Genomic DNA, 25025 nt, shown 5'->3' with positions numbered 1-25025 from the left:
CCGGATCAAAGGTCGCGGAGCACCTCCGGGAGATCGCGCGCGCCGTGCAGGATGCGGACGATCAGCGGCGGCCGGCGGTCGGCGTTGTAGACGATGACGTAAGGGAAGCCTGCCAGGACCATGAAGCGATACGGCTCCCCGGCCAATTCGGGGCGAGGTCGGCCGAGATGGGGGTGTGTGCCGATACGTCTGGCCGCCTCTGCGACGCCTCTGCCCAGGGCGTGCGCGGCGACGGGATTGGCGGCGGCGATCCAGCGCACGGCGGCCAGCAGATCGCGCCGCGCCGCCGGCGACAGAACGGCGGTGGTCACGCGTCCCTGGGGGTGACGATGGCTTCGACCTCGGCCAGGACGTCGTCGAGCGCGACCGCACCATCGCGGTCGGCTTCCGCCTCGGCGGCTTGCAAGAGATGCTGGAACTGCAGCCGGCGCTCCTCTGCCTGCTGCAGCAGGCGCAGCGCCGAACGCACGACTTCGCTCACGTTGTTGTAGCGTCCACCTTCGACGCAGTCGCGAGCAAAGCGCTCCAGTTCCGGGGTGAGATGCACGTTGGTCGACACCGCGGCCTCCAGTGTCAAAGGTTGACATGACTGTAGGTGTCGACCGGATGAAGGGCAAGTCCATCGGCCTGAACGATCGGCGGCGGCCGGCGGTCGGCACCGGCATGGCTGCCATTCCCCGTCGGAAATCCGCGTGCCGAACGGGCGGCGGCGGGGTTTGATGGACGTCCCGCCATCGTCCCCGGTCCAGCCCCACCATGACGCACGCCTCATGAGCACGACCGCCGCCGCGGCCAACCGACCGGAGGTGGGGATCCCGTTGGCCCTGCTGGCGGTGCTCTGCTTCACCCTGCTCGACAGCTTCGGCAAGGCGCTCGGCGGCGCCCACGCCATGCCGATGCTGGTGTGGGCGCGCTACGCCTTCGGCCTCGCCTGGCTGCTGCTGCTGATCCCCCGGGGCAGCGGGGTCTCGGTGCTGCGCACGGCGCGGCCCTGGGTGCACGTGGCGCGCGGCCTGCTGGTGATGACCGCCACGGGCTTCACCTTCGCCGCGGTCCGTCACCTGCCGCTGGCGACCTTCTACGCCATCGCCTTCCTGTCGCCGCTGCTGGTCGCCCTCCTCTCGGTGGTGGTGCTGCGCGAGCGGGTGACGCTGGTCCAATGGGGAGCGATCCTCGCCGGCTTCGCCGGGGTGCTGATCGTCGTCCGCCCGGGGCTGATCCCGCTGGACTGGACCATCCTGCTGCCCTTCGGCATGGCGGCGAGCTACGCGCTCTACCAGATCCTGACCCGGCTGACCGGGGTGTCGGACCCGCCGGTGACGGCGCTGTTCTACATGACCCTGGTCGGCTTCGTCACCGCGTCGGCCGTCCTGCCGCTGTCCTGGGAGTGGCCGGGACCGTCGAGCTGGGCGGCCTTCGTCGTGATGGGCGCGCTGGGCACGGTGGGCCACCTGTTCCTCATCAAGGCGCTGGCGGCGGCGCCGCCGTCGGTGGTGTCGCCCTTCACCTACAGCCAGATGGTCTGGGCGGTGCTCATCGGCATCGTCTGGTTCGACCAGGCGCCCGACCCGGCCACCCTGGCCGGCGCCGCGGTCATCATCGCCAGCGGCCTGTGGCTGATGCGCGGCAGCCGGCCGGCCGCGTCTCGTCCGTCACCGTCGTGACCTCGCAGCACCGGGATGATGCCCATGCCGCCGCCGGTGCGCTCCAGCAAGACGCGGACCGCCGCGATCACCGGCGGCGGGACGGACGCCGGCGAGCACCCCATGCGGACGCAGGGGAGGAACCCCGCGGGCGGCCGGCATGTGTGCAGACGCCGGCCCGCCTGGGAGAGGCGCTCCGTCCTCAGTACAGCGCGTCGATCTCCGCCGCGTACTTCCGGTGGATGTTGGCGCGGCGGACCTTCATGGTGGCGGTGACCTCGTCGTCGTCGTGGTCCAGCTCCTTGGTCAGGAGATGGAAGCGGCGGACCTGGGCGACCGGGGCGAGCGTCGCGTTGGCGGCGGCGACCTCCCGCTCGATCAGCTCCCGCACCCGCGCGTTCTCGGCGAGGCTGCGGAAATGGGTGTAGGGGATGCCCTGCTCCTCCGCCCACTTGCCGACCGTCTCCAGATCGACCTGGATCAGCGCCGAGACGAACTTCTTCCCCTCGCCGACGACGATGCACTCCTTGACGTAGGGGCTGGCCTTGACGGCGTTCTCGATCTCCGACGGGCTGAGGTTCTTGCCGCCGGCGGTGATCATGATGTCCTTGAGGCGGTCGACGACGACGATCTGCCCGTCCCCGTCCACCCGCACCACGTCGCCGGTGTGCAGCCAGCCGTCGCGGATCGCCTGGGCGGTCGCCTGCGGGTTCTTGTAGTAGCCGGCGAACACCGTGTCGCCGCGCACCAGCAGCTCGCCCTGCTCGCCGACCCGGCATTCGGCGCCGACGACGGGCACGCCGACGCTGCCGGGCACGCGCCGGTCGAGGCGCTGCCCGGTCACCATGCCGGCGGTCTCGGTCAGGCCGTAGACCTCGATCAGCGGCACGCCGAGGGTGCGGAAGAAGCGCACGATGACCGGCGAGATCGGTGCGGCGCCGGTCAGGCAGACGCCGGCGCGGCGCAGCCCCACATAGTTCAGCAGCGCCCGGAACACCAGCAGGTAGCACAGCGCGAACACCGCCCGCGCCACCACCGGACGCCGCGCCGGCAGGGTCTCGGCCCACGGCTCGCACGCCGTCACCGCCCGCTCGAACAGGCGGCGGCGCAACCCGCCGGCCTCGGCCATCTTGATGTGGATCGACGCGTGCAGCTTCTCCCAGATGCGCGGCACGCCGAGGAACAGGGACGGCGCCACCTCCCGCAAATCCTCCTGCACGGTGCGCAGCGACTCGCCGAAGTTGACGATGGAGCCGAGATAGAGCGGGGTGAAGGTGGTCAGCATCTGCTCCGCCACGTGGCAGAGCGGCAGGTAGGAGAGGTGGGTGGCCGACGAGTCGAGCCCCAGCCGCTCGATGATCGCCGGCGCCTCGGCCCGCATGGTGCGGTAGCTCAGCATCGCCCCCTTGGGCTTGCCGGTCGATCCCGAGGTGTAGATCATCAGCCCGACGTCGTCCAGCCGCTGGGCGTCCAGCAGGTCGTCGGCCCGATTCGGGTGTCGCGCCTCGTACTCCGCCCCCAGCCGCTCGACGGCCGCGAAGGAGAGCAGGCGGTCGTCGGCGCAGTGGCGCAGGCCCTTCATGTCGACGACGACGATGTGGCGCAGGGCCGGCAGGTCGTCGGCGCGCTCCAGCACCTTGTCCGCCTGCTCCTGGTCCTCGCAGACGACGAACGCGGCGTCGGCGTGGCCCAGCACGTAGGCGACCTCGTTCGCCGGGCTGGTGGGATAGACGCCGACCGCCACCGCCCGTACGACGCCGCAGCCGAGCTGGGCGAACACCCATTCCTGGCGGTTCTCCGACAGGATGCCGACGTGCCCGCCCTCGGGCAGGCCGAGCGCCAGGAGGCCGAGCCCGAAATGGCGCGACCGCTCGTAGTAGCGGCCCCACGTCACCGGGTTCCAGACGCCGAAGTCCTTCTGGCGCAGCGCCGTGCGCCCGGGATGCCGGCGGGCCTGCTCGCGCAGCATCTGCGGCAGGGTCAGGGCCGGGATGTCGGGGAGGGTGGGGGAGATCATGACAGCCACCGTTTGCGGCGCTTGTAGTGCTTGACGTCGCGGTAGCTGCGGCGCTCGCCGCCGGCGCCGCCCAGGCCCAGGTAGAACTCCCGCACGTCCTGGTCGCGGGTCAGGCGTTCCACCGGGCCGTCGATGACGATGCGGCCGGTCTCCATGATGTAGCCGTAGGACGCCACGGCGAAGGCCAGCGCCGCGTTCTGCTCCACCAGCAGCATGGAGGTGCCCTGCTCGGCGTTGATGCGGGCGATGATGGCGAAGATCTCCTCGACCAGCCGCGGCGAGAGCCCCAGCGACGGTTCGTCCAGCAGGATCAGCGAGGGTTCGGCCACCAGGGCGCGGCCGATGGCGAGCATCTGCTGCTCGCCCCCCGACAGGTAGCCGGCGCGCACCGAGCGGCGGGCGTGCAGGTTGGGGAAGTAGTCGTAGACCAGGTCGAAGCGACCCGATGCCGCGCTCCGGCCGCCGCGGAGGCCGCCACGGGGCCCGCTGCGGGCGTAGGTGGCGGCGACCAGGTTCTCCTCGACGCTCAGGTCCTCGAAGATGCGCCGGCCCTCCATGACGTGGAACAGGCCGGCGCGCACCAGCTCGTGCGGCTTGAGGTCCGCGGTGGGGCGGCCGTCGAAGCGGATGGCGCCGGCGCTCACCGCGCCGTTCTCCAGCGACAGCAGGTTGGAGACGGCCTTGAGGGTGGTCGATTTGCCCGCCCCGTTGGAACCGAGGAGGGCGACGATCCGCCCCCTCGGCACGGTCAGCGACAGGCCGCGCAGCACCTGGACGGTCTTCTTGAAGACCACCTCGATGTTGGTGACCTCGAGCACCGGCGGCGGTGCCGCCACGGTCTGCCCCGCGGATTGCATCGCCGGCTACTCCAGGACGATCCAGTCGGACGCCGGGACCATCAGCTTCTTCTGGACGTCGGCCTTGTAGATGCGGCCCACCGGGATCGAGTTCCCGGGGATGGAGATCGGCACGCCGATGATCCCGCCGGTGTCGAAGTCCTTGATGGTGTTGAGCGCCGCCTTGAGATTCTTGCCGTTCAGCTCCTGCCCGGCGTCGAGGGTGCGCTTGACCGCCTCGCTCATCAGCATGGCGGTGAGGAAACCCTGCATGTAGGCGGTCGACTGGTATTCTGGGCGCATCTGCCGGATCTTCTCCAGCATCGGCGCCTTGCCGTCCTCGTCGTAGTAGTAGCGGTAGGGCATGACGCCCATGAAGCCGTCGGCCATCTCGCCCATCTTCTGGACCATGGAGTTGTCCATGCTCCAGAAGGTGCCCATCCATTTGCTGGCGATCCCCATCTGCTTGGCCTGGGCGATGAACTCGGGGATCGGGGCGAGCACGTAGCCGTGGAAGATCGTGTAGTCCGGGGCGGCGCGGCGCAGCTTCAGCACCTCGGTCGACACGTCGACGCTGCCCGGCGGGGTGACGATGGTCTCCACCACCTTGAGGCCCAGCTCGTTGGCCTTCTTGGCGGAGGTGGCGATGGGGTCGCGGCCGAACTCGGTGTCGGAATGGACGAAGGCGACCTTGGCGTTGGGCTGCTCCTTGGCGATGTAGCGCAGCAGGATGCCGAACATCTCGGTGTAGTCGGGGCCGGGCAGGAACTGCAGCGGGTACTTCTGCGGGTCGTTCAGCTCGGTGGCGAAGGAGGCGCCGGCCATGATGGCGGTGCCGAGCCGCTCCAGCTCCGGGTTGATGGTCTTGGAGAAGGCGGTGCTGTCGCCGTAGTAGAGGTTCGGCTTGTCCTGGGCGACGATCTTGTTGAAGGCGGCCACCGAGGCGTCGACCTTGTAGGCCGTGTCCTCGTAGACGTAGCGCAAGGTGCGCCCGTGGATGCCGCCGGCCTCGTTGACCAGCTTGACGTAGTCGGAGATGCCGGCGTGGATGCCGATGCCGGCGAAGGCGAACACGCCGGTCATCGGGATCGAGCCGCCCAGCACGATGTCGTCGGCGGCGCGCGCCGGCGCCGCCGCGGCCGCCGAAAGCCCGGCGGCGAGCGCCAGGGCGCCCAGATGTCTGCGGGTCAGGGTCAGCATCGGTGGTGTCCTCCCATTCGTCATTGTTTGGTTCTGGTCAGGTGCGGAACGGCCAGAGATGGAAGAAGCGCCGGGTGCGCCGCCACATCTCGGCCAGCCCCTGCGGCTCGAAGACGAGGAAGCCGACGATCAGGGCGCCGAACACCACGGTGCGCACCGGCGACAGCATCATCACCGCGTCCGGCCACAGCGGCGTGGCGAAGCCCACCAGCAGCTTCAGCAGCTCCGGCACCAGGGTCATGAAGATGGCGCCGAGGATGCCGCCGAGGATGGTGCCCATGCCGCCGACGATGATCGCCGCGAGGAAGAAGATGGAGAGCAGCAGCGGGAAGCTCTCCGGCGTCACCACGCGGAAGAAGTAGGCCCACAGGCCGCCGGCCACCCCGGCGTAGAAGGAGGCCAGCGCGAAGCTCGTCAGCTTCCAGCGCAGCAGCGGGATGCCCAGGACCTCGGCCGAGATGTCGCGGTCGCGGATGGCGATGAAGGCGCGCCCGACCCGCGTACGGAACAGGTTGGCGGCCCCCAGCAGCATCAGCACGGCGACGGGCACGACCACCCAGTAGAGCCGGAAGGGCGTGTCGAGGGGGATGCCGGCGACCGTGGCCGGCGGCACGGTGATGCCGCTGACGCCGTTGGTCACGCTCTCCCAGTGGGCGAAGACGAAGTGCAGGATGAAGGAGGCGGCGATGGTGGAGATGGCGAGGTAGAGGCCCTTCACCCGCAGGCTGGGCAGGCCGAACAGCGCGCCCACACCGGCCGCCATGAAGCCGCCGGCGAGAATGTTGAGGAGGAACGGCGTGCCCAGCCGGTTCTCCAGCACCGCCACGGTGTAGGCCCCCACCCCCATGAAGGCGGCCTGGCCGAGGCTGACCAGCCCGGTGTAGCCGGTCAGGATGTTGAGCCCGCTGGCGGCGATCACGTTGATGGCGGCCAGGCACGCCAGATAGGCCCAGTACTGGTCGGCGGCGAAGGGGAAGAGCGCCAGCGCTGCCAGCAGCACGGCGAACCAGCCGCGCTGCACGGCGCTGTCGAACAGCGCCTCGTCGGCGGCGTAGCTTTCCTTGGCGGAGGCGATGCGCATGGACCTCAGAGCCTCTCGATCTCGTGGGTGCCGAACAGCCCGTAGGGCCGCACCATCAGCACCGCGACCAGCAGGGAGAAGGTGGCGAGCAGCTTGAACTCGCCGCCGAGATAGAACCCGGCCAGCGCCTCGATCAGGCCGATCAGCAGGCCGCCGACCAGTGCCCCGGCGACGCTGTCGAGCCCGCCGACGATGACCACCACCAGCACCGACAGGCCGAACACGCCCATGGTGGAGGAGATGCCGCCGACCGCCCCCACCAGGATGCCGGCACCGGCGGCGACCATGCAGGCGACCACCCAGGCCAGCGAGAAGACGCCGGGCACGTCGATCCCCACGGAGTAGGCCGCGGCCTGGTCGCTGGCGGTGGCGCGCAGCGCCACGCCGCCGCGCCAGAAGCGGAACAGCGCCAGGAACAGCGTGACGACCGCCGCGGCGACGACGAAGCCGGTGGCGATCTTCGGCGCCACGAACGCCTCGCCGATGAAGAGCGGCGTCGCCGGCATGAACTCGGGCAGGCGGCGCGGGTCGGCGGTCCACAGGATCTCCACCAGGCCGACCAGGATGCTGCCGAGCCCCACCGTCACCATGAAGACGGAGATCGGGCTCTCCCCCAGCATCGGCCGGATCACCAGCCGCTCGACCGCCGCCCCGAACAGCCCGGCCACGGCGAGCGCGCCGACCGCCGCCGCCCACCACGGCAGCGCCAGGGTCGCGGCGAAGCCGAAGAAGGCGTAGCCGCCCAGCATGAGGATCTCGCCGATGGCGAGGTTGACCACCCGCGTCGCCTTGTAGATGACGACGAAGGCCAGCGCCGTCAGCGCGTAGAGCCCGCCGGTGCCGAGCCCGGCGAGGCTCACCTCGGCGAGGAGCAGCCAGTCCATGGTCATGGGGCGCTCCTGCCGGCGGGTCGGGTGGCGGGGGTGGCCGCGCGGGCCCCCCCTCCCGCCCTCCTCCCACTTCGCGGGGGGAGGAGAAAGCCCTCCCCCGCGCAGTGGGGGAGGGTTGGGTGGGGGGCCGACGGGACCGCGCATCCAGGATGTCGGAACATCCGCATCACGCCACCTTCCGCGCGTCGGAACCGAGCCGCCGCCGCAGGTCGTCGACGTTGCCCGAGCCGAGATAGGCGGCGACCACCTCGGGGTTCGCCTGCACGTCCCGCGGCAGCCCCTGCGCGATGACCTGGCCGAAGTTGAGGACGACGACGTGGTCGGAGATGTCCATCACCATGCCCATGTCGTGCTCGACCATCAGCACGGTGACGCCCCATTCCTCGCGCACGTCGAGGATGAAGCGGGCCATGTCCTCGGTCTCCTCGCGGTTCATGCCGGCCACCGGCTCGTCGAGCATCAGCACCTTGGGGTGCATGGCGAGCGCCCGGGCCAGCTCCACCCTCTTCTGCAGGCCGTAGGACAGGGCGCCCACCGGCGCCTTGCGGATGTGGTCGATCTCCAGGAAGTCGATGATCCGCTCCTCGACCTCGCGCCGCAGCTCCATCTCCTCGCGCCGGGCGCGGCCGAGGTAGAACAGGGCGTCGAGCACGCCGGTGCGCAGGTGGGCGTGGCGGCCGAGCTTGATGTTGTCGAGCACGGTCATGCCGCGGAACAGGGCGATGTTCTGGAAGGTGCGGGCGAGGCCGAGCCGGGCCCGTTCGGGCGCCGACAACCGGTCGATCGGGTGTCCGGCGAAGCGCACCGAGCCCTGGCGCGGCCGGTAGAAGCCGGAGATGGCGTTGAACAGCGAGGTCTTGCCGGCGCCGTTCGGGCCGATCACCGTGGTGATCGATCCTGGCGCCACCGGAAAGCTCACGCCGTTCAGGGCGAGCACGCCGCCGAACGCCAGGGTCAGCCTCTCGACCGCCAGGATGGGGGTGGCGTCCGCCGTCGTCTCGGTCATCGGGGCCGTCATCTCACCGTCCATGGAAGGTGGGACTCCGCTTGTCGAAGAAGGCGCCCACCCCCTCGCGGAAATCGTCGGTGGCGGCCGAGGCGCGGAAGCTCTCCTCCTCCGCCGCCAGCTGGTCGGCCAGCGAGGCCGTCGCCGAGCGGTGCAGCAGCCGCTTGATGCGCCCGAAGGCGGCGGTCGGGCCGGACGCCAGCCGCTCGGCGAGCGCCCGCGTCTCCGCCTCGAGCGCCGCCGCCGCCACGACGCGGTTGACGAGGCCGAGGCGGAGCGCCTCGGCGGCGTCGATCGTCTCGGCCAGCAGCGCCAGCTCCATCGCCTTGCGCAGGCCGACGAGGCGGGGCAGCCAGTAGGTGCCCGAGCCGTCGGGGGTGGCGCCGATGCGGGCGTAGGCCAGGGTGAAGCGGGCGTCGTCGGCGGCGATGCAGAGGTCGGCGGCGAGCGCCACGCTCATGCCGGCCCCGGCGACGGCGCCGTGCACCGAGGCCAGCACCGGCGCCGGCAACGCCGCCAGCACCTCCAGGGCGGTGTGCAGCGGGCCGATGATGGCGCCGGCGGTCTCCGCCGCACGGTCGGGATCGGCGCGGAAGCGGGCGAGGTCGCCGCCGGCCATGAAGGCACGGCCCTGGCCGGCGATCACCACGGCCCGCACCGCCGGGTCGCCGGCGACGGCGTGGCAAGCCTCCAGGAAGGCGTGCGCCGTCTCCTCGTCGATGGCGTTGAGGACCTGCGGACGGTTCAGCCGCAGCCAGGCGACCGCTCCCGCCCGGTCCAGCAGGACCGGTTCGCTCTCCTTGGACACCCGATTCTCCCTCTGACGGCCGTCATGGCCTTATCGTTGGTCGTCATTGTCCGCCGGCCGGCGGGCGCTGACGTGGTCATGGTAGAGCCGCTCCACCGGCTGCTCCGGGTCCTTGCCCAGCCGCTCGAAGCCGCGGCGGAAATCGTGCACGTGGCGGCGCATCCAGGCGCCGGCCTCGGCGGCGTCGCCGGCGCGGATCGCCTCGTAGACGCGGCGGTGCGCTTCCACCATGCGGGCCGGGGCGGCTTCCACCTCCTCGGCCAGCATCTGCGAGGTCGGCTGGAACAGCAGGCCGAGCGGCTCGCGCGACAGCTCGATCACCCGGTTGCCCGAGGCGCGGCCTACCAGGGCATGGAATTCCGTGTCCAGCTCCGACAGGAGCTTGGGGTTGTCGAGCGCCCGGCGGGAGCGCTCCAGGTTGTCGGCGATGGCGTCGAGCGTCTCGCCGCGGGCGCCGGGACTGCCGGCGTTGGCGGCGGCGAGCTCGGCCGACACCGGCTCGATGGCGATGGTCGCCTCCCACAGCTCGCGGAAGGTGACCTGGTGCAGCACCAGCGCCCGGCTGATGCGGCTGGCGAGCTTGGTGTAGCGGGGCAGGCTGGCGAACAGGCGGCGGCTGCTGTCGCGGCGGATCAGGCCGGACTGCTCGAGCATGCGGATGCCCTCGCGCACGGTCGAGCGGTTGACGCCGAACTGGCGGACCAGATCGGCCTCGGTGCCGATCGGGGCGCCCGGCGGCAGGCGCCCCGACATGATCTCCCGCTCGATCGCCTCGGCCACCCGCTGGTAGGCGGGGCGATGGTCGATGCGTTCGAAAAGCCCATCGCCGGGCTCCGACGGTTCCGCTGCCGCATCCACGGCCGGCGCTCCTCCCTGACCGCCCCGGCCGTTTCCCGGCCTGCATTTCTGGACGGATTGTCGATTTGTCCGACAAAGCTAAGCGACAGCCGGGCCATTTGTCAATATCGCAAACAATCGGCTCTGCGGATGGGCGGGCGGCGCGGTCAGTCGGCCGGCGGCGCCGGGTCGGCCGTGTCGGCCGCCCCGGTGTGGCGGGACCGGGCGGAACGCGGTGCCCGGCCCCGCAAGGCGTCGAGGAGGGCATCCCGTTCGGCCAGGAGACGGCGTTCGAGCAGAGCGCCGAGCGCTTCCCCGTCGCGCCGGGCGAGCGCGTCGAGGATCAGCGCATGGACCTGGACGGCCTCGTCCCATCGCTCGGGCACGTCGGCGGCGGCGTGGCGGACGCGGACGGAGAGCGTCTCGTAGACGCCGTCGAGCGCGGCGTTGCCGGCCAGCGCCACGACGCGCCGCCGGATGGTACGGCCGAGGCGGGCCGCGCCGGCGTGGTCGCCGTCGGCGAGGCGGGCGCGCATCTCCCCGTCGAGGCGGGCGAGGTCCGCGCGGTCGGACTCGCCGGCGGCGGCGGCGGCCAGCCGGCCGGCCAGGCGCGCCAGCGGCACCATGACCTCGAACAGCTCCTCCGCGTCGGTCGCGGTGAGGCGCGCGACGAGGCAGCCGCGGTTGGGCTCCAGCACCACCAGCCCTTCGGTGGCGAGGACCTTCAGCGCCTCGCGCAGCGGCGTGCGCGAAACGCCGAACGCCGCCGCCAGCTCGCGCTCCGGCACCCGGGAGCCGGCCGGCAGGGCGCCGTCCAGGATCATCGTGCGCAGCGCCGCCACCACCTCGTCGTGGAGGTTGGGACGGGCGATCGGCGCGGGTGCGGCGGGCGGGCGGGCGGTCTCGGTCATCGTGCAGGGGTCCGGAGAGGCCGGCGGCCGGGCCGCGCGGGTGGCCCGACTATCGGCACGGAGGTGCCGCCCGTTCAAGCCCCCTCGACGGCGGGTGCGACCCGGGCCGGCGCGCCGACGTCGGCGAGGCCGGCGACCACCCGCTCGCACGTCGCCCGCATGTGCTCGGCCATGGCGCGGGCCAGACCGTCGCCGTCCCGCCGCTCCAGAGCGGCGATGATCTCGGCGTGCTCGTCGACCGCCTCGGCCCAGCGGGCGTGGGTCAGGTTGGCGAGGTAGCGGGCGCGCCGCAGCCGTGACGCGAGCCCGCCGTGGACGCCCAGCAGGACGCCGTTGCCGGCGATCTCGGCGAGGCGGCGATGGAACGCCTCGTTGGCGAGGAAGTAGTCGGCCCGCCGATCGGCCGCGTGGAACGCCCGCATCCGCGCGTGCAGCGTCTTCAGCCCGCGCACGTCGCGGTCGCTGGCGTGGGCCGCCAGGCGCCGGCCGACCAGCGCCTCCATCTCCGCCATCACCTGGAACAGCTCGGCCGCCTCGCGCGCGGTGACGGTGCTGACCGACGCGCCGCGGTTGGGGTGGATCACCACCAGGCCTTCGCTCGCCAGCACCTTCAGCGCCTCGCGCAGGGGGGTGCGCGACACGCCGAGCCGGTCGCACAGAGCCGTCTCGTTGAGCCGCGTTCCCGGCGGGATGCGGCACTCCAGGACCAGGGTGCGCAGCCGGTCGGCGACGCGGGCGTGCATGGAGGTGCGTCCCGGCCGGCGGCCGGGAGACGCGCGGGAGCGCCGTGGGCGAGCCGATCCCTCTTCCATCCCCGACCTCCCCCCCGCCGCGGGCCGACCGCACAGATTCCGTGCAAGTATTCGCTTTTCTGTGCAGCGCGCAAGCGCCTGCCGCTTTCGGAGCCTTAAGAAACTTTATATTCTCATGTAATTACAATATGTTAGAAAAAATATAATGCAGAATTACGAATGGCTCGGAGCTTGCAGGGTGTCCGCGGCAGGCACATGCGACCCGTGAACCAGGAAGGCAATGACGATGAACGAGGAGGACTCGGCCGGCGGTCGGCCCGCGCCGACACGGCCGAACGGGATGGACGCCGTCGATTCTTCGGGCGAACGCACGGCGTTCCGGCGGATCGGCATGATCACGCCGTCGTCGAACACCGTCCTGGAGCCCTACACCGCGGCGATCCTGGCGCCGCTGCTGCCCCGCGTGACCGCGCATTTCGCCCGGTTCTCCGTCACCCGCATCGCCCTGGAGGAGGACTCGCGCCGCCAGTTCGAGCCGGACGCCCTGCTGGCGGCCGCCCGCCAACTCGCCGACGCGCGGGTCGACGTCGTCGCGTGGAACGGCACCGCCGCGTCCTGGCTGGGGTTCGCGCGCGACACGGCGCTGTGCGACCGGATCACCGGTGAAACCGGGATTCCCGCCACCACCACCATCCTGGCGCTGAACGACGCGCTGCAGCGGCTCGGCGTGACGCGCCTCGGCCTCGTCACGCCCTATCTCGACGATGTGCAGGCGGGGATCGTCGCCAACTACGGCGCCCTCGGCATCGAGGTGGTGGCCGAACGGCATCTCGGCGAATCCGGCAACTTCCGCTTCGCCGAGGTCCCGGAGGCCGTGGTGGAGCACCTGATCCGCGCCGTCGCCGAGGCCCGGCCGCAGGCGATCGCCGTGCTCTGCACCAACTTCCGCGGCACGCCGCTGGCCGGCCGCCTGGAGGGCGAGCTCGGCATCCCGATCCTCGACTCCGTCGCCGTCACCGTGTGGAAGACGCTGGCCCTCCTCGGCGAGCCGACCCAGGCGGTGACCGGCTGGGGCCGACTGTTCCAGGCCCTGCCGGCCGCCGCCGGTTCCGGGCCCACGTGACCCGCCGGGGGCGGTCCGCTCCGTCCCCCGTTCCCCGGGGCTGCAGCCCCGGTCACCAGCAAGGGAGGAGTTTCCCGATGCGCCGACTCGTGCTTTGCGCCACCGCCGCCCTGGCCTTCCTGGCCTTCCTGGCCCATCCGGCCGCGGCCGAGACCCTGTCGCTCAAGGTGATGGGCCAGCCGGTGTCGACCGGCCTGATCCAGAAGACCAAGGAGCAGCCCTTCTTCGAGGACTTCGCCGCCCGCACCGGCATCGACACGACGGTCGACTACAAGCCGCTGGAGATGACCGGCATCAAGGACAGCGAGCAGCTCCGGGTGCTGAAGAGCGGCCTGTTCGACATCATCTCGCTGCGCCTGTCGCAGGTCTCGCGCGACGAGCCGACCCTGCTCGGCCTCGACCTCGTCGGCCTGAATCCGACCTACGAGACCGGCCGCAAGACGGTCGAGGCCTACAAGCCCTACGTCGACGCCCGCCTGCAGGAGCGCTTCCACACCAAGCTGCTCGGGGTGTGGCCGTTCGGCCCGCAGGTGTTCTTCTGCCAGCCCGAGATCAAGCAGCTCGCCGATCTCAAGGGCAAGAAGGTGCGCGTCTACGACCAGAACCTCGCCAACTTCGTCGCCTCGCTGGGCGGGACGGCGGTGCCCATCAGCTTCCCCGACGTCCAGCAGTCGCTGGCCCGCGGCGTCGTCGACTGCGCCATCACCGGGCCGAGCTCGGCCAACTCCGCCGGCTGGCCGGAGGTGAGCGCGTTCACCCTGCCCATCGGCGTCCAGCTCGCGCTGAACGGCTACGGCATCAATCTCGACACCTGGAACAGGCTGTCGGCGGAGCAGCAGGGCAAGCTGCAGGCGGCGTTCGACGCGCTGGTCGACGACATCTGGACCTATTCCAAGCACCTCTTCGACGACGCCATGCGCTGCAACGTCGGCAAGACGCCGTGCGAGACGGTGAAGCCCTACGCGCTGACCGAGGTGCCGATCACCGACGGCGACCTCGCCGTCATCAAGGGCGCGGTCAAGGACATCTCGTTCCCGACCTGGGCCGAGGCCTGCGACAAGGTGAACCCGACCTGTTCCGCCGACTGGAAGAAGAGCGTCGGCCCCCTGGTCGGGTTCTGAGGCCCCAGGACGGACGCATCGGTGCACGGCGCCCCCACCCCCTCCCTCCCCCGCTTCGCGGGGGAGGGGGTGGGGGCAGAGGAGATCGCCCATGAAATGGCTCATGACCATCGCGAGCTGGCTGTTCGGGCTGGCGCTGCTCGGCCTGTCGCTGTTCGTCTCGGCGGAGACGGTGCTCCGCAAGACGGTGAACTTCTCCTTCGAGGGGGCGGACGAGCTGGGCGGCTACGTGCTGGCCGTCGGCTCCAGCCTCGCCTTCGTGGTCGCCCTGGCCGACCGCGCCCACATCCGCATCGACCTGCTGCACCAGCGCCTGCGCCCGGGTGCCCAGGCGCTGGTCAACTGGCTGTCGGCGGTCGCCATGGCGCTGCTCGGGCTGTTCCTCGTCTGGGTGGGGCGGCTGGTGATCCTCGACACGCTGGACTACGGCAGCACCGCCCCCACGCCCTGGGCGACGCCGCTGATCTACCCGCAGGCGGCGTGGTACGCCGCGCTGTGCCTCTTCGCCCTGCTCGCCGCCGTCCTCGCCCTGCGCGCCACGTGGCTGCTGGCGGCCGGGCGCACCGAGCGCCTCAACCGCGACTTCCATCCCAAGGGGGCGCTGGAGGAGCTGGACGAGGAACTCGAAGACCTGGAAAGGCGCTGACCCATGAGCGTGCTGGCACTGTCCGTCGGCTTCGCCGCCATGATGGGGTTGCTGCTGCTGAGCTTCCCGATCGCCGTCATCATGGTGCTGGTCGGCGTGGTCGGCGGCGTGGCCCTGTACGGCTGGCCGCTGCTGACCTCCATGGGCCCCACCCTGTGGGGCGTGCAGAACGAGAACATCCTGACCGCCATCCCGCTGTTTGTGCTGCTCGGCGAGATGCTCCTGCGCAGCGGCATCGCCGACCGCATGTACGGCGCCCTGGCGCTGTGGCTGGGCCGCCTGCCGGGGGGCCTCCTGCACACCAACATCGGCTGCTGCGCCCTGTTCGCCGCCACCTCGGGATCGTCGGTGGCGACCGCCGCCACCATCGGCACGGTGGCCCTGCCGGCGCTGACCCAGCGCGGCTACGCCCCCAGCCGCTCGCTGGGCTCGCTCGCCGCCGGCGGCACGCTGGGCATCCTGATCCCGCCCAGCGTCAACATGCTGGTCTACGGCTCCATCGCCAACGTCTCCATCGGCCAGCTCTTCATCGCCGGCATCGTCCCCGGCATCCTGCTGACCCTGCTGTTCATGGCCTACATCGCCGCCGAGAGCCTGCTGGCCCGCCGTGCTGGCGGCGGCGACCCGGTCGAGCCGCCGTGCGGGCGCCGCGCCCGGCTGGCGGCGCTCGTCCACCTCGTGCCGCCGGCGGTGATCTTCGCCATCGTCATGGGCTCGATCTATCTCGGCCTGGCGACGCCGACGGAGTCGGCGGCGATCGGCGTGGTGGTGGCCTTGGCGCTGGTGTGGAGGGAGGGGCGGCTGTCCCTGACCTTCCTCGACCACTGCTTCCGCCAGACCGCGAAGACGACGGGCATGATCCTGCTGATCGTGGCGGCCGCCTTCGTCCTCAACCTGACTCTGGCGCTCGGCGGGGTGGCCGAGGCGCTGACCAAGTGGGTGGCGGCGCAGGGGCTGTCGGCCACCGGGCTGCTGCTGGCGCTGATCCTGTTCTACCTGGTGCTGGGCATGTTCATGGACGTGCTGTCGATGCAGGTGTTGACCATTCCCATCGCCATGCCGATCGTGCTGGCGGTGGGCATCGATCCGATCTGGTTCGGCGTCTTCATCGTCCTGATGTGCGAGCTCGGCATGATCACCCCGCCGGTCGGCATGAACCTCTACGTGGTGCAGGGTGTGCGCAAGGACGGCGGCGACTTCCGCGACGTGGTGGTCGGCAGCGTGCCCTACGCCGTCCTGATGATCCTGTTCACCCTGGCGCTGATTGCGGTGCCGGAGATCGTGCTGTGGCTGCCCGCCAGCATGTCCGCCCCCTGACGAGGACCGACGATGACCGCTTCCGACGCGCTGTGGCGCCTCGACGCCCACGACCTCGCCGCCGCCTTCGCGGCCGGCCGCGCCACTCCGCTCGACGCGCTCGCCGTCTACCGCGACCGCATCGCCCGGCTGGACCCCGCGATCAACGCCTACGTCGCGGCCAACCCGGCGGCCGAGGCGGAGGCCCGCGAGAGCACCCGGCGCTGGCGCGCCGGGCTCGCCCGTTCACCGCTCGACGGCGTCCCGGTCGCCGTGAAGGACAATCTGGTGGCGGCCGGCATGCCGGCGGCCTGGGGCAGCCGCGCCTACGCCGGCGACGTCGCCGAGCGCGACGAGCTGCCGGTGGAGCGGCTGCGCGCCGCCGGCGCCGTGGTCCTCGGCAAGACCAACGTGCCCGAGTTCACGGTCGAGGGCTACACCGCCAACGCCCTGTTCGGCGTCACCCGCAACCCCTGGGACCCGGCGCTGACCCCCGGTGGGTCGAGCGGCGGCTCGGTCGCCGCGGTGGCGGCCGGCCTGGCGCCGCTGGCGCTGGGCACCGACGGCGGCGGGTCGATCCGCCGGCCGGCCGCCTACACCGGGCTGGTCGGGCTGAAGCCGTCGCTCGGCCGGGTGCCGCGCGGCGGCGGGCTGCCGCAGATCCTGCTCGACTTCGAGGTGGTGGGGCCGCTGACCCGCACGGTGCGCGACGCCGCCGCGGTGCTGGCGGTGCTGGCCGGCACCGACCGCCGCGATCCCCGCTCCCGCGGCATCGCCGCCGCCGGCGCGCCGCCCGGTCCCATGCGCATCCTGTACGCCGAACGGCTTGGCGACGCCCCGCTCGACCCCGTCGTCGCCGCGGCGGCCCGTCGCGCCGCCGATGCCCTGGCCGGCCTCGGGAACCGGGTCGAGCGGGGCCCGCTCCCCCTCGACCTCGACGCCGTCACGGCCTTCTGGCCGGCGGTCGCCCAGGTCGGCCTCGCCCGTCTGCGCGCGATCGAGCCGCGGCTGGAGCGGGCGGAGCCGCGCTACCTCGCCCTCGCCGAGGCGGGCGCCCGGATGACCGCGCCCGACTTCCTCGCCGGCCTGCAGGCCGTGGAGGAGCTGCGCGCCGCCGCCTCGCGGCTGTTCGCCGACTGGGACGTGGTGGTGACGCCGGCCTGCGCCGCCATGCCCTGGCCGGCCGAGGAGGCGTACCCGCCGGTGATCGACGGCGCGGCCGTGGGGCCGCGCGGCCACGCCGTCTACACCGGCTGGGTCAACGCCGCCGGGCACCCCGCCCTGACCGTCCCGGCGCCGGTCGAGGAGGGGGCGCTGCCGGTCGGCGTCCAGCTCATCGGCGACCTCGGCGCGGAGGAGCGCCTGCTGGGCCTCGCCGCCGCGTACGAGGAGGCTCACCCCTGGTCGGCCCGCCGCCCCACCGATCGATAGGGGGAGCGGCGCGGCGCACGGGTGCCATGCGCCTTCATCGGCCGTTCCGCCAAGGAAGCGTCTTGGCGCCGCGTCGACCGGCGTGCGACGGTGTGCGCCGCCATGACCAGCACGCCTCATGACGCCGCCGCGCCGGCCGCCGCACCGGCCGCCGACGCTTCCTCCCGCTTCCGCTCCGCCTTCCGCCACCGCAACTTCACCCTGTTCTGGGCTGCCCGCATTGCCGCGGCGCTGGCCCTGCAGATGCAGGTGGTGGCGGTGGGCTGGCAGATCTACGCCATGACCGGCGATGCGCTCCACCTCGGGCTGGTCGGCCTGTTCCAGTTCCTGCCCACGCTGGCGCTGGCCCTCGTCGCCGGCCATGTGGTCGACAGCAACGACCGCCGCCAGGTGCTGCGGGCCTGCCTGCTGGTGGAGCTGGCGGCCGTCGGCGCCCTGTGCGCGGCGACGGCAACCGGGATGCTCACGCCGCACGTCATCTTCGCCGTGGTCTTCGTGCTGGGCGCGGCCAAGGCGTTCGAGGGGCCGGCCTATCAGGCCCTCCTGTCGGCGACGGTGCCGCCCGACGAGCTGCCCAACGCCGTCGCCTGGTACTCCTCCGCCCACCAGACGGCGACGGTGGTCGGCCCGGCGCTGGGCGGCCTGCTCTACGTCGCCGGGCCGGCGGTGGTCTATGGCGTGAGCGCCACCCTGCTCGCCCTGGCGGCGCTGTTCGTCCACCGCCTGCGGCCGCGCCGGGTCGAGCTGCCGTCGCGCGCCATGAGCTGGTCCACCCTGCTGGCCGGCATCGGCTTCATCCGCAGCCGGCCGGCCATCCTCGGCGCCATCTCGCTCGACCTGTTCGCGGTGCTGCTCGGCGGCGCCACGGCGCTGCTGCCGGTGTTCGCCCGCGACATCCTGCACGTCGGCCCCTGGGGCCTCGGGCTGCTGCGCAGCGCCCCGGCCATCGGCGCCCTGATGACCGCCTTCGCGCTCGCCCGCTGGGGCATCGAGCGCGACGCCGGCCGCTGGATGCTGGGCGCCGTCGCCGCCTTCGGGGTGGCGACCGTCGTCTTCGGCCTGTCGGAGCACGCCGGCCTGTCCTTCGCCGCCCTGGTCGCCCTCGGGGCGTCCGACCAGGTCAGCGTCTTCGTGCGCCAGACCCTGATCCAGCTCTCCACCCCCGACCAGATGCGCGGCCGGGTCGGCGCCGTCTCCCAGCTCTTCATCGGCGCCTCCAACCAGCTCGGCGAGTTCGAATCCGGGACGGCGGCGGTGCTGATCGGCACGGTGCCGGCGGTGGTGGCCGGCGGCGTCGGCGCCATCCTCATGGCGGCGGTGTGGGCGTGGCGCTTCCCGGCGCTGCGCCGCATCGACCGGCTCAGCGCGGTGCGGTAGCCGCCCCTTTCCTTTGCCGCTCGCCATGCCCAGTTTGAGCCGGGGGCGCGGGGGCGTTCCGCTGAACGATAGGCGGTGCATGCAGGACAGCGACATCAAGGGGATCCTCGGCTGGCTGATCCAGCAGGGCCTTGCCGGGGCATCGGAGACGGAACTGATCGACGGGCTGTGCGCGCGCTGCTGCGCCGCCGGGCTGCCGCTCTCCCGGGTGGTGGTGCTGATCGACACGCTGCACCCGGTGCACGAGGGGCGGGCCTTCCGCTGGCGCGACGGCGGCGAGGAGCAGCCGGTGGTCGCCTACGGCCCGAGCCAGGAGGGGGAGGCCGCCGACGCCTGGCGGCAGAGCACCTTCTACCACCTGACCGCCACCGGTGCCGACGAGTACCGCTGCCGGCTGCTCCCCGGCGGCCCGCTTCGCTTTCCCGTGCTGAACCTGCATCGGGACGAGGGGCACACCGACTACGTTGCGATGGCCCACCGCCTGACCGGCCGGACCTTCGGCGAGATGGACTGCGTCTACGCGTCCTGGACCACCCGCCACCCCGAGGGCTTCTCCGACGCCGATCTGGCGGCGTTGCGCCGGCTCGGGCCGCTGCTGGCGCTGACCATCAAGACGGCGTCGCTCGCCCGCATCGCCGAGACGCTGGTGGAGGTCTATCTCGGGCGCGACGCCGGCCAGGCGGTGCTCGCCGGCCGGATCTCGCGGGGTGCCAGCGAGCGCATCGGCGCCGTGCTGTGGTTCTCCGACCTGCGCGGCTTCACCACCATCGCCGACACCGCTCCGCCCGAGGAGGTCATCCCGCTGCTGAACGACTACGCCGACGCCGTGGTGTCGTCGGTGCAGGAGGCCGGCGGCGACGTCCTGAAGCTGATCGGCGACGGGGTGCTCGCCATCTTCAAGGCGGCGGAGCCGGCGGCCGCCTGCCGTTGCGCGCTCACCGCCGAGCGCGCGCTGCGCCGCCGCCTGGAGGAGCTCAACGCCCGCCGCGCCGCGGAGGGGCGGCCGGTCACCACCGTCTATCTCGGTCTGCACATCGGCGAGGTGTTCTACGGCAACATCGGCAGCGCCGAGCGGCTGGACTTCACCGTCGTCGGCCCGGCGGTGAACGAGGTCAGCCGCATCTCCGCCATGTGCCGGTCGGTCGACCGCACCATGCTCGTCTCAGCCGAATTCGCCGGCGCAACTCCGGAGCCGGAGCGCCGCGACCTCGTGTCGGTGGGGCGCTTCGCGCTGCGCGGCGTGGGCCGGGCGGAGGAGCTGTTCACCCTCGACCCCGCCGTCGCCTGACGGCGGGCGCAGGCAGCCGAGCCCGGCCAGGGTGGCGCGCACCGCCTCGTCGAGCGGCGTGCGCGGCTCCGTCCCCAGGGTGGCGCGGAGGCGGGCGTTGTCGAGGCGGACCGGCCGTTCCCAGAGATAGCGCAGCTCCTTCAGCTCGCGGAACAGCGGAACGACGGGAGACGCCAGGCCGATCGCCCACCAGGGGAAGCGGCGGACCGGCAGGTCCGGGTCGCCGACGGCGCGGCGGATGGCGGCGACCATGGCGGTCCCGTCGGCGTCCCAATGGCCCTCCATGTGGAACGTCGAGAACTCCCGCAGGGCGTCGCCCCGCTCGGCCAGCCGCACCATCGTCTCCGCCACGTCCGGCAGATAGGCCCACTGGTGGCCGACGCCGCGCCGGCCGGGGCAGGAGACGGCGGTCACCGGCCGGCCGGGCTTGACCAGGGCCTGGGAGAACCAGCTGTTCCCCGGCTTCGGCCCGAAGAAGTCGCCGGCCCGCACGATCAGCGCCTTGGCGCCGCGCCCGGCGGCGGCGCGCAGGCGGCGCTCCATCTCCGCCCGGATGCGGCCCTTGCGGGTCACCGGGGTCTGCGGGGCGTCCTCGTCCAGGTCGGGAAAGGCGTCGGGGCCGTAGTTGTAGACGGTGCCGGGCAGCAGGATGCGCGCGCCGTTGGCCCGCGCCGCGGCGATGCTGTTGTCCAGCATCGGCAGCACCAGCTCCTCCCAGCGCCGGTAGCCCGGCGGGTTGACCGCGTGGACGATCAGCTCGGCGCCCTCCGCGGCGGCGGCGACGTCGCGCGCCGACAGGGCGTCGCCGCGCCGCCACGCGAACCGGCCGTCCGCCGGGGCCGCGGCACCGCGATGCAGCGCCCGCACGGCCCAGCCGCGGGCGTCCAGCCGCCGCGCCACCTCGCCGCCGATCCCCCCGGTGGCGCCCAGCACCAGCGCCGTCCGTCGCGTCCTCATGGCTCACTCTCCCCTCGATCCGTGGGTGACGGCCAGAGAATGGCGTGATCCGTGATGAACGGAATTGTCGAACGGTGTGGGGTCGCTATACATGAATTTATGAACCGGACCGATCCGAGCTGGGACCTCCACCGCAGCTTCCTGGCGGTGATCCGCGAAGGGTCGCTGTCGGGGGCGGCCCGCGCCCTCGGGCTGACGCAACCGACCCTGGCGCGCCACGTCGCGGCGCTGGAGGCGGCGGTCGGCGTCACGCTCTTCGTCCGCTCGCAGCGTGGCCTGGAGCCGACCGAGGCGGCGCGCGACCTGCTGCCCTTCGCCGAGACCATGGAGGCGACGGCGGCATCGCTGATGCGGGCGGCGTCCGGCCGGGGCGGGGCGGTGCGCGGCACGGTGCGGGTGACGGCCAGCGAGGTGGTGGGGGCGCGGGTGCTGCCGCCGATCCTGGCGGCGCTGCACGAGCGCCATCCCGGTCTCGCCGTCGAGCTGGTGCTGTCGAACGCCGTGGAGAACCTGCTGCAGCGCGACGCCGACATCGCCGTGCGCATGGTGGAGCCGGTGCAGCAGTCCCTGGTGGTGCGCCGGGTCGGCACCATTGCCCTCGGCCTGCACGCCCACCGCCGCTACCTGGAGCGGCGCGGCGTCCCGGACCGCCTGGAGGACCTCGCCGGGCACAGCGTGATCGGCTTCGACCGCGAGACGGCGACGATCCGCGCCATGCTGCGCCATGCCCGCGGCCTGGAGCGGCAGCGCTTCGCCCTGCGCACCGACAGCGACCTGGCGCAGTTCGCCGCCATCGAGGCCGGGTTCGGCATCGGCGTCTGCCAGGTGCCGCTGGCGCGGCGCCACGGCGACCTCGTGCGGGTGCTGGCGCACGCCTTCGAGATCGGCCTGGACACCTGGATCGTCATGCACGAGGACCTGCGCACCACGCCGCGCTGCCGCGCCACGTTCGACGCGCTCGCCGCGGGTCTCGGCGCCTGGATCGGCGGCGAGGCCGCGGCCGGCGTCACGCCGTCCCGCTGAGGGCGCGACGGTGCCGCGCCGCCTCGGCCGTGGCGGGCGTCAGCGTTCGCGGCGCAGCCGCATGCCGCCGTGGTGGTGGAGGGCGTCGACGACGTCGCCGTCGGCGGTCACCCACGTGCCGGCGTAGGGGTGCGGGCCCAAGCTCGTCTCCTTCACGTTGGCATCGTCGTCGTCCGCCCTCACGGCGCGACGTCCGTGGCGCGGCCGACGCTCTCCCAGCGGCCGAGGTCGTCGTCGAGCCGGTCGAGCCGGACGCGCGCCCGCGCCAGGGCGTCGCTGCCCAGCAGCAGGTCGAAGGGCGGCTCGTCGGCCTGCACGGCCTGGACGATGGCCTGGGCCGCCTTCGCCGGATCGCCCGGCTGCCGGCCCGCCCGCTCCATCAGCCCGCCGACCACCCGCGCGCTTTCGGCGTAGGCGTCGATGCGGGTCGCGGTGTGGCGCAACGAGTGCTCGGACAGGAAGTCGGTGCGGAAGGCGCCGGGCGACACCACGGTGACCCAGATGCCGAGCGGTGCCGCCTCCTGCGCCAGGCTCTGCGACAGCGCCCACAGCGCGCCCTTGGTGGCGGCGTACACGCCCGAGCCCGGCGCCGGGGCGATGGCGGCGATCGACGAGACGTTGACGATGTGGCCGCTGCGCCGCGCGCGCATGTGCGGCAGCACGGCGCGCATCAGGTTGAGCGGGCCGAACACGTTGACGGCGAACAGCCGCTCGACCTCCGTCGCGGTCGCCGCCTCGACCGGGCCGAGCAGCCCGTAGCCGGCGTTGTTGACCAGCACGTCGATGCGCCCGTGCACCGCCTGCGCCTGCGCCGCCGCCCGCTCGACCTGCGCCGGGTCGGCGACGTCGAGGGGCAGCACGGTGAGGCGTTCGGGGGCGAGCTGCGGCGGGGCGGCGCCGTCGCGGGTGGTGCCGACGACCGCGTCGCCCCGGGCGAGCACCGCCTGCGCCAGCGCCAGGCCGAGGCCGCGGGAGATGCCGGTGATGAGCCAGACCTTGTCGGTCATGGTCCGTCCTCCTGGGATGGTTGTGCCCCTGAGGATGGCTCGTTCACGCCGGCTGATTAATCGGGCCCGCCGTTGGAAGGCTTGTTAGTCCGGCCTGCATAATCGGCCGTCGCGGTGCGCAGGGCGTCGATGAAGGCGCGCAGGGCGGGCGCCATCTGGCGCTGGCGGGGATAGCAGAGAAAGTAGCCGGGGTAGGGGTGCGACCACGCCTCCAGCATCGGCACCAGGCGGCCTTGCGCGATCAGCTCGCGGGTCTCCCAGTCCGTCAGGAAGGCGATGCCGATTCCGTCCACGGTGGCGCGCACCATGGTCGCCCGGTCGGTGAGGATCAGCGGTCCGTCGACCGCGACCTCGAACCAGGCGCCGTCGGCGAAGAACTCCCAGTTGTAGGGGGTCGGGCGGCCCGCCCAGCGCCAGCGGATGCAGCGGTGGGCGGGCAGGTCGCGCGGCGTCGCCGGCGTGCCGTGGCGGGCGACGTAGGCGGGCGCCGCGACGGCGATCTGGCGGTGCTCGCCGGTCAGCTTCACGGCGATCATGTCGCGCTCGATCACCTCGCCCGGCCGGATGGCGGCGTCGAAGCCGCCGGCCACCACGTCGACCACCGCGTCGTCGACGGTGACGTCGAGGACGACGTCGGGGTTGGCGGCGAGGAAGGGGGCGATCATCGGCTCCAGCAGGCCGTGCGCCGCCTGCCGGCTGCAGTGCAGGCGAACGGTGCCCGACGGGCGGTCGCGGAAGCGGCCGACCTGGCCGACGGCGGCGGCGATCTCCTCCATCGCCGGGCGCAGGCGCGCCAGCAGCGCCTCGCCCGCCGCCGTCGGGGCGACGCTGCGGGTGGTGCGGTTGAGCAGGCGCACCCCGAGACGCTCCTCCAGGGTGCGGATGGTCTGGCTCAGCGCCGACGGCGAGATGCCGAGGAGCTCGGCCGCCCGGCTGAAGCTCGCCTGCTCGGCGACCGCGACGAAGGCGCGCAACTGCGCGAACTCGCTGCCCTGGATGTTCGGCTCCATGATGCCCCACCATCGGCGAAAGTGCCGGCGCCGGCAATGGCGGAGGCTACGCCTCGGGCGGCTGGGTGATGGCGGTGCGGAACAGGCGGATGTTGTCCATCGCCACGTGGCTGTGCTCGCGCATCAGCGCCTCGGCGCGGCTGCCCTGACGGTTGCACAGGGCCTGGAAGACCGCTTCGTGCTGCTTCTGGGCGAGGAACAGCACGTCGAACTGGCGGCGCGTCACCGCGACGTCCGAGCGGTCGTCGAGGAAGGCCTTGGCCGAGGCGAAGGGGACCTGGTCGTTGATCCGCAGCGCGTGGATGAGCGCCCGGTTGCCCGACCCCTCGACGATCAGGTCGTGGAAGCGGCCGTTCGTCTCGCTCCACGCCACGTCGTCCTCGTCGCCGAGCCGGCCCTTGGCGATCAGGCGCGCGCCCTCCGCGACGCAGGCCCGCAGCTCCGCCTGCAGGTCCGGCGTCGGCCCGGCCTCGGCGATCTCGCGCGCCGCCATGCCCTCCAGCAGGCCGCGCACGCGGATGGCGTCGTCGATGTCCTTCAGGGTGAACGCGCGCACCACGAAGCCGCGGCGGTTGTCGGTGGGCACGACCAGCCCCTCGCGCGAGAGGATGCCGAGCGCGTAGCGCACCGGCGTGCGCGACACGCCGAGCTGGGTGGCGATCGGGATCTCCGTCACCCGCTCGCCCGCCTGCAGCGCGCCGCTCAGGATCATCTCGCGCAGCTTGAGGACGATCTGGGTGTGCCGCGACATCGCGAATGCGCCGG

Annotated in this window: 25 protein-coding genes and 1 pseudogene; 9 read left to right on the top strand and 17 right to left on the bottom strand. The window is 72.5% G+C overall.

Annotation, left to right across the window (positions count from 1 at the left end; all coding sequences use genetic code 11):
- Positions 1–5: 5 nt before the first annotated feature.
- Together ACSBPG_RS21800 and ACSBPG_RS21795 are read right to left on the bottom strand one after the other, a co-directional pair.
- Complete coding sequence (locus tag ACSBPG_RS21800; protein ID WP_435539323.1) at positions 6–311, bottom strand: type II toxin-antitoxin system RelE/ParE family toxin; 306 nt, start codon at positions 309–311, stop codon at positions 6–8.
- Positions 308–559, bottom strand: coding sequence for a type II toxin-antitoxin system ParD family antitoxin (locus ACSBPG_RS21795; protein ID WP_435539322.1), 252 nt, complete (start codon positions 557–559; stop codon positions 308–310). The genes ACSBPG_RS21800 and ACSBPG_RS21795 overlap by 4 nt, the downstream gene beginning before the upstream one ends.
- A 211-nt stretch (positions 560–770) precedes the next feature.
- Here ACSBPG_RS21795 and ACSBPG_RS21790 point away from each other — a divergent pair, with 211 nt between their 5' ends.
- Complete coding sequence (locus tag ACSBPG_RS21790; protein WP_435539321.1) at positions 771–1664, top strand: DMT family transporter; 894 nt, start codon at positions 771–773, stop codon at positions 1662–1664.
- 181 nt (positions 1665–1845) lie between these two features.
- Here the strand turns inward: ACSBPG_RS21790 and ACSBPG_RS21785 are convergent, their stop codons facing one another.
- The 10 genes from ACSBPG_RS21785 to ACSBPG_RS21740 all read right to left on the bottom strand — a co-directional run bounded on the left by ACSBPG_RS21785 (position 1846) and on the right by ACSBPG_RS21740 (position 11972).
- Positions 1846–3660, bottom strand: coding sequence for an AMP-dependent synthetase/ligase (locus tag ACSBPG_RS21785; protein ID WP_435539320.1), 1815 nt, complete (start codon positions 3658–3660; stop codon positions 1846–1848).
- Positions 3657–4517: an ABC transporter ATP-binding protein gene (locus tag ACSBPG_RS21780; RefSeq protein ID WP_435539319.1), complete on the bottom strand. Its 861-nt coding sequence runs from the start codon at positions 4515–4517 to the stop codon at positions 3657–3659. Before ACSBPG_RS21780 ends, ACSBPG_RS21785 begins: the two co-directional genes overlap by 4 nt.
- Positions 4518–4523: 6 nt before the next feature.
- Positions 4524–5696 (bottom strand): ABC transporter substrate-binding protein, encoded by a 1173-nt coding sequence (locus ACSBPG_RS21775; protein WP_435539318.1) that lies wholly within the window; start codon positions 5694–5696, stop codon positions 4524–4526.
- A 37-nt stretch (positions 5697–5733) separates the two neighbouring features.
- Positions 5734–6777 (bottom strand): branched-chain amino acid ABC transporter permease, encoded by a 1044-nt coding sequence (locus tag ACSBPG_RS21770; RefSeq protein ID WP_435539317.1) that lies wholly within the window; start codon positions 6775–6777, stop codon positions 5734–5736.
- Positions 6778–6782: 5 nt separating this feature from the next.
- The gene (locus ACSBPG_RS21765; RefSeq protein ID WP_435539316.1) at positions 6783–7667 is read right to left on the bottom strand and encodes a branched-chain amino acid ABC transporter permease; all 885 of its coding nucleotides are present in this window, start codon (positions 7665–7667) and stop codon (positions 6783–6785) included.
- Positions 7668–7833: 166 nt separating this feature from the next.
- Positions 7834–8685 carry an ABC transporter ATP-binding protein gene (locus ACSBPG_RS21760; RefSeq protein ID WP_435539315.1) on the bottom strand — a complete coding sequence of 284 codons (852 nt, stop codon included), beginning with the start codon at positions 8683–8685 and terminating at the stop codon, positions 7834–7836.
- A gap of 1 nt (position 8686) precedes the next feature.
- On the bottom strand, positions 8687–9481 hold the full coding sequence (locus tag ACSBPG_RS21755) for an enoyl-CoA hydratase/isomerase family protein (protein ID WP_435539314.1): 795 nt from the start codon (positions 9479–9481) through the stop codon (positions 8687–8689).
- Positions 9482–9511: 30 nt separating this feature from the next.
- Complete coding sequence (locus ACSBPG_RS21750) at positions 9512–10339, bottom strand: FadR/GntR family transcriptional regulator (RefSeq protein ID WP_435539313.1); 828 nt, start codon at positions 10337–10339, stop codon at positions 9512–9514.
- Positions 10340–10485: 146 nt separating this feature from the next.
- Positions 10486–11229 carry a GntR family transcriptional regulator gene (locus ACSBPG_RS21745; protein WP_435539312.1) on the bottom strand — a complete coding sequence of 248 codons (744 nt, stop codon included), beginning with the start codon at positions 11227–11229 and terminating at the stop codon, positions 10486–10488.
- 74 nt (positions 11230–11303) lie between these two features.
- Entirely contained in the window at positions 11304–11972 is a 669-nt protein-coding gene (locus ACSBPG_RS21740) for a GntR family transcriptional regulator (protein WP_435539311.1), read from the bottom strand.
- A gap of 295 nt (positions 11973–12267) precedes the next feature.
- Between ACSBPG_RS21740 and ACSBPG_RS21735 the strand changes: the two genes are divergently transcribed.
- The 7 genes and pseudogenes from ACSBPG_RS21735 to ACSBPG_RS21705 form a co-directional block, all read left to right on the top strand.
- Positions 12268–13104 carry a maleate cis-trans isomerase family protein gene (locus ACSBPG_RS21735; RefSeq protein WP_435539310.1) on the top strand — a complete coding sequence of 279 codons (837 nt, stop codon included), beginning with the start codon at positions 12268–12270 and terminating at the stop codon, positions 13102–13104.
- A gap of 77 nt (positions 13105–13181) precedes the next feature.
- Positions 13182–14225 carry a TRAP transporter substrate-binding protein gene (locus tag ACSBPG_RS21730; RefSeq protein ID WP_435539309.1) on the top strand — a complete coding sequence of 348 codons (1044 nt, stop codon included), beginning with the start codon at positions 13182–13184 and terminating at the stop codon, positions 14223–14225.
- A 91-nt stretch (positions 14226–14316) separates the two neighbouring features.
- Complete coding sequence (locus tag ACSBPG_RS21725; RefSeq protein WP_435539308.1) at positions 14317–14871, top strand: TRAP transporter small permease; 555 nt, start codon at positions 14317–14319, stop codon at positions 14869–14871.
- Positions 14872–14874: 3 nt separating this feature from the next.
- Positions 14875–16188: a TRAP transporter large permease gene (locus ACSBPG_RS21720; protein WP_435539307.1), complete on the top strand. Its 1314-nt coding sequence runs from the start codon at positions 14875–14877 to the stop codon at positions 16186–16188.
- A gap of 12 nt (positions 16189–16200) precedes the next feature.
- On the top strand, positions 16201–17598 hold the full coding sequence (locus ACSBPG_RS21715) for an amidase (protein ID WP_435539306.1): 1398 nt from the start codon (positions 16201–16203) through the stop codon (positions 17596–17598).
- Positions 17599–17700: 102 nt separating this feature from the next.
- Positions 17701–18975, top strand: coding sequence for an MFS transporter (locus tag ACSBPG_RS21710; protein ID WP_435539305.1), 1275 nt, complete (start codon positions 17701–17703; stop codon positions 18973–18975).
- A gap of 25 nt (positions 18976–19000) precedes the next feature.
- Positions 19001–20155: pseudogene (locus ACSBPG_RS21705) on the top strand (adenylate/guanylate cyclase domain-containing protein); the annotation flags it as partial.
- On the opposite strand, the gene ACSBPG_RS21700 reads toward ACSBPG_RS21705, so the two are convergent.
- Positions 20138–21220, bottom strand: a complete 1083-nt coding sequence (locus tag ACSBPG_RS21700; protein WP_435539304.1) for an NAD-dependent epimerase/dehydratase family protein — start codon at positions 21218–21220, stop codon at positions 20138–20140. The pseudogene ACSBPG_RS21705 and the gene ACSBPG_RS21700 sit on opposite strands and share 18 nt — an antisense overlap.
- Before the next feature lie 99 nt (positions 21221–21319).
- On the opposite strand from ACSBPG_RS21700, the gene ACSBPG_RS21695 reads away from it, so the two are divergent.
- The gene (locus tag ACSBPG_RS21695) at positions 21320–22243 is read left to right on the top strand and encodes a LysR family transcriptional regulator (RefSeq protein ID WP_435539303.1); all 924 of its coding nucleotides are present in this window, start codon (positions 21320–21322) and stop codon (positions 22241–22243) included.
- A 39-nt stretch (positions 22244–22282) separates the two neighbouring features.
- On the opposite strand, the gene ACSBPG_RS21690 is transcribed toward ACSBPG_RS21695, so the two are convergent.
- Genes ACSBPG_RS21690 through ACSBPG_RS21675 form a run of 4 tightly spaced genes read right to left on the bottom strand, consistent with a single transcriptional unit; the run spans position 22283 to position 25011 of the window.
- Positions 22283–22426 (bottom strand): hypothetical protein, encoded by a 144-nt coding sequence (locus tag ACSBPG_RS21690; protein ID WP_435539302.1) that lies wholly within the window; start codon positions 22424–22426, stop codon positions 22283–22285.
- A complete protein-coding gene (locus ACSBPG_RS21685) occupies positions 22423–23250 on the bottom strand; it encodes an oxidoreductase (protein ID WP_435539301.1) in 828 nt (275 codons plus the stop codon). The genes ACSBPG_RS21690 and ACSBPG_RS21685 overlap by 4 nt, the downstream gene beginning before the upstream one ends.
- A gap of 56 nt (positions 23251–23306) precedes the next feature.
- Positions 23307–24260 carry a LysR family transcriptional regulator gene (locus tag ACSBPG_RS21680; RefSeq protein ID WP_435539300.1) on the bottom strand — a complete coding sequence of 318 codons (954 nt, stop codon included), beginning with the start codon at positions 24258–24260 and terminating at the stop codon, positions 23307–23309.
- Positions 24261–24306: 46 nt separating this feature from the next.
- Positions 24307–25011: a GntR family transcriptional regulator gene (locus ACSBPG_RS21675; protein WP_435539299.1), complete on the bottom strand. Its 705-nt coding sequence runs from the start codon at positions 25009–25011 to the stop codon at positions 24307–24309.
- Between the last annotated feature and the right edge of the window lie 14 nt (positions 25012–25025).

It is taken from the genome of Azospirillum sp. ST 5-10 (assembly GCF_051225715.1).
Lineage (GTDB): Bacteria > Pseudomonadota > Alphaproteobacteria > Azospirillales > Azospirillaceae > Azospirillum.
Note: the sequence above shows the minus strand (reverse complement) of the source record. Positions and strands in the feature narration are given on the sequence as shown.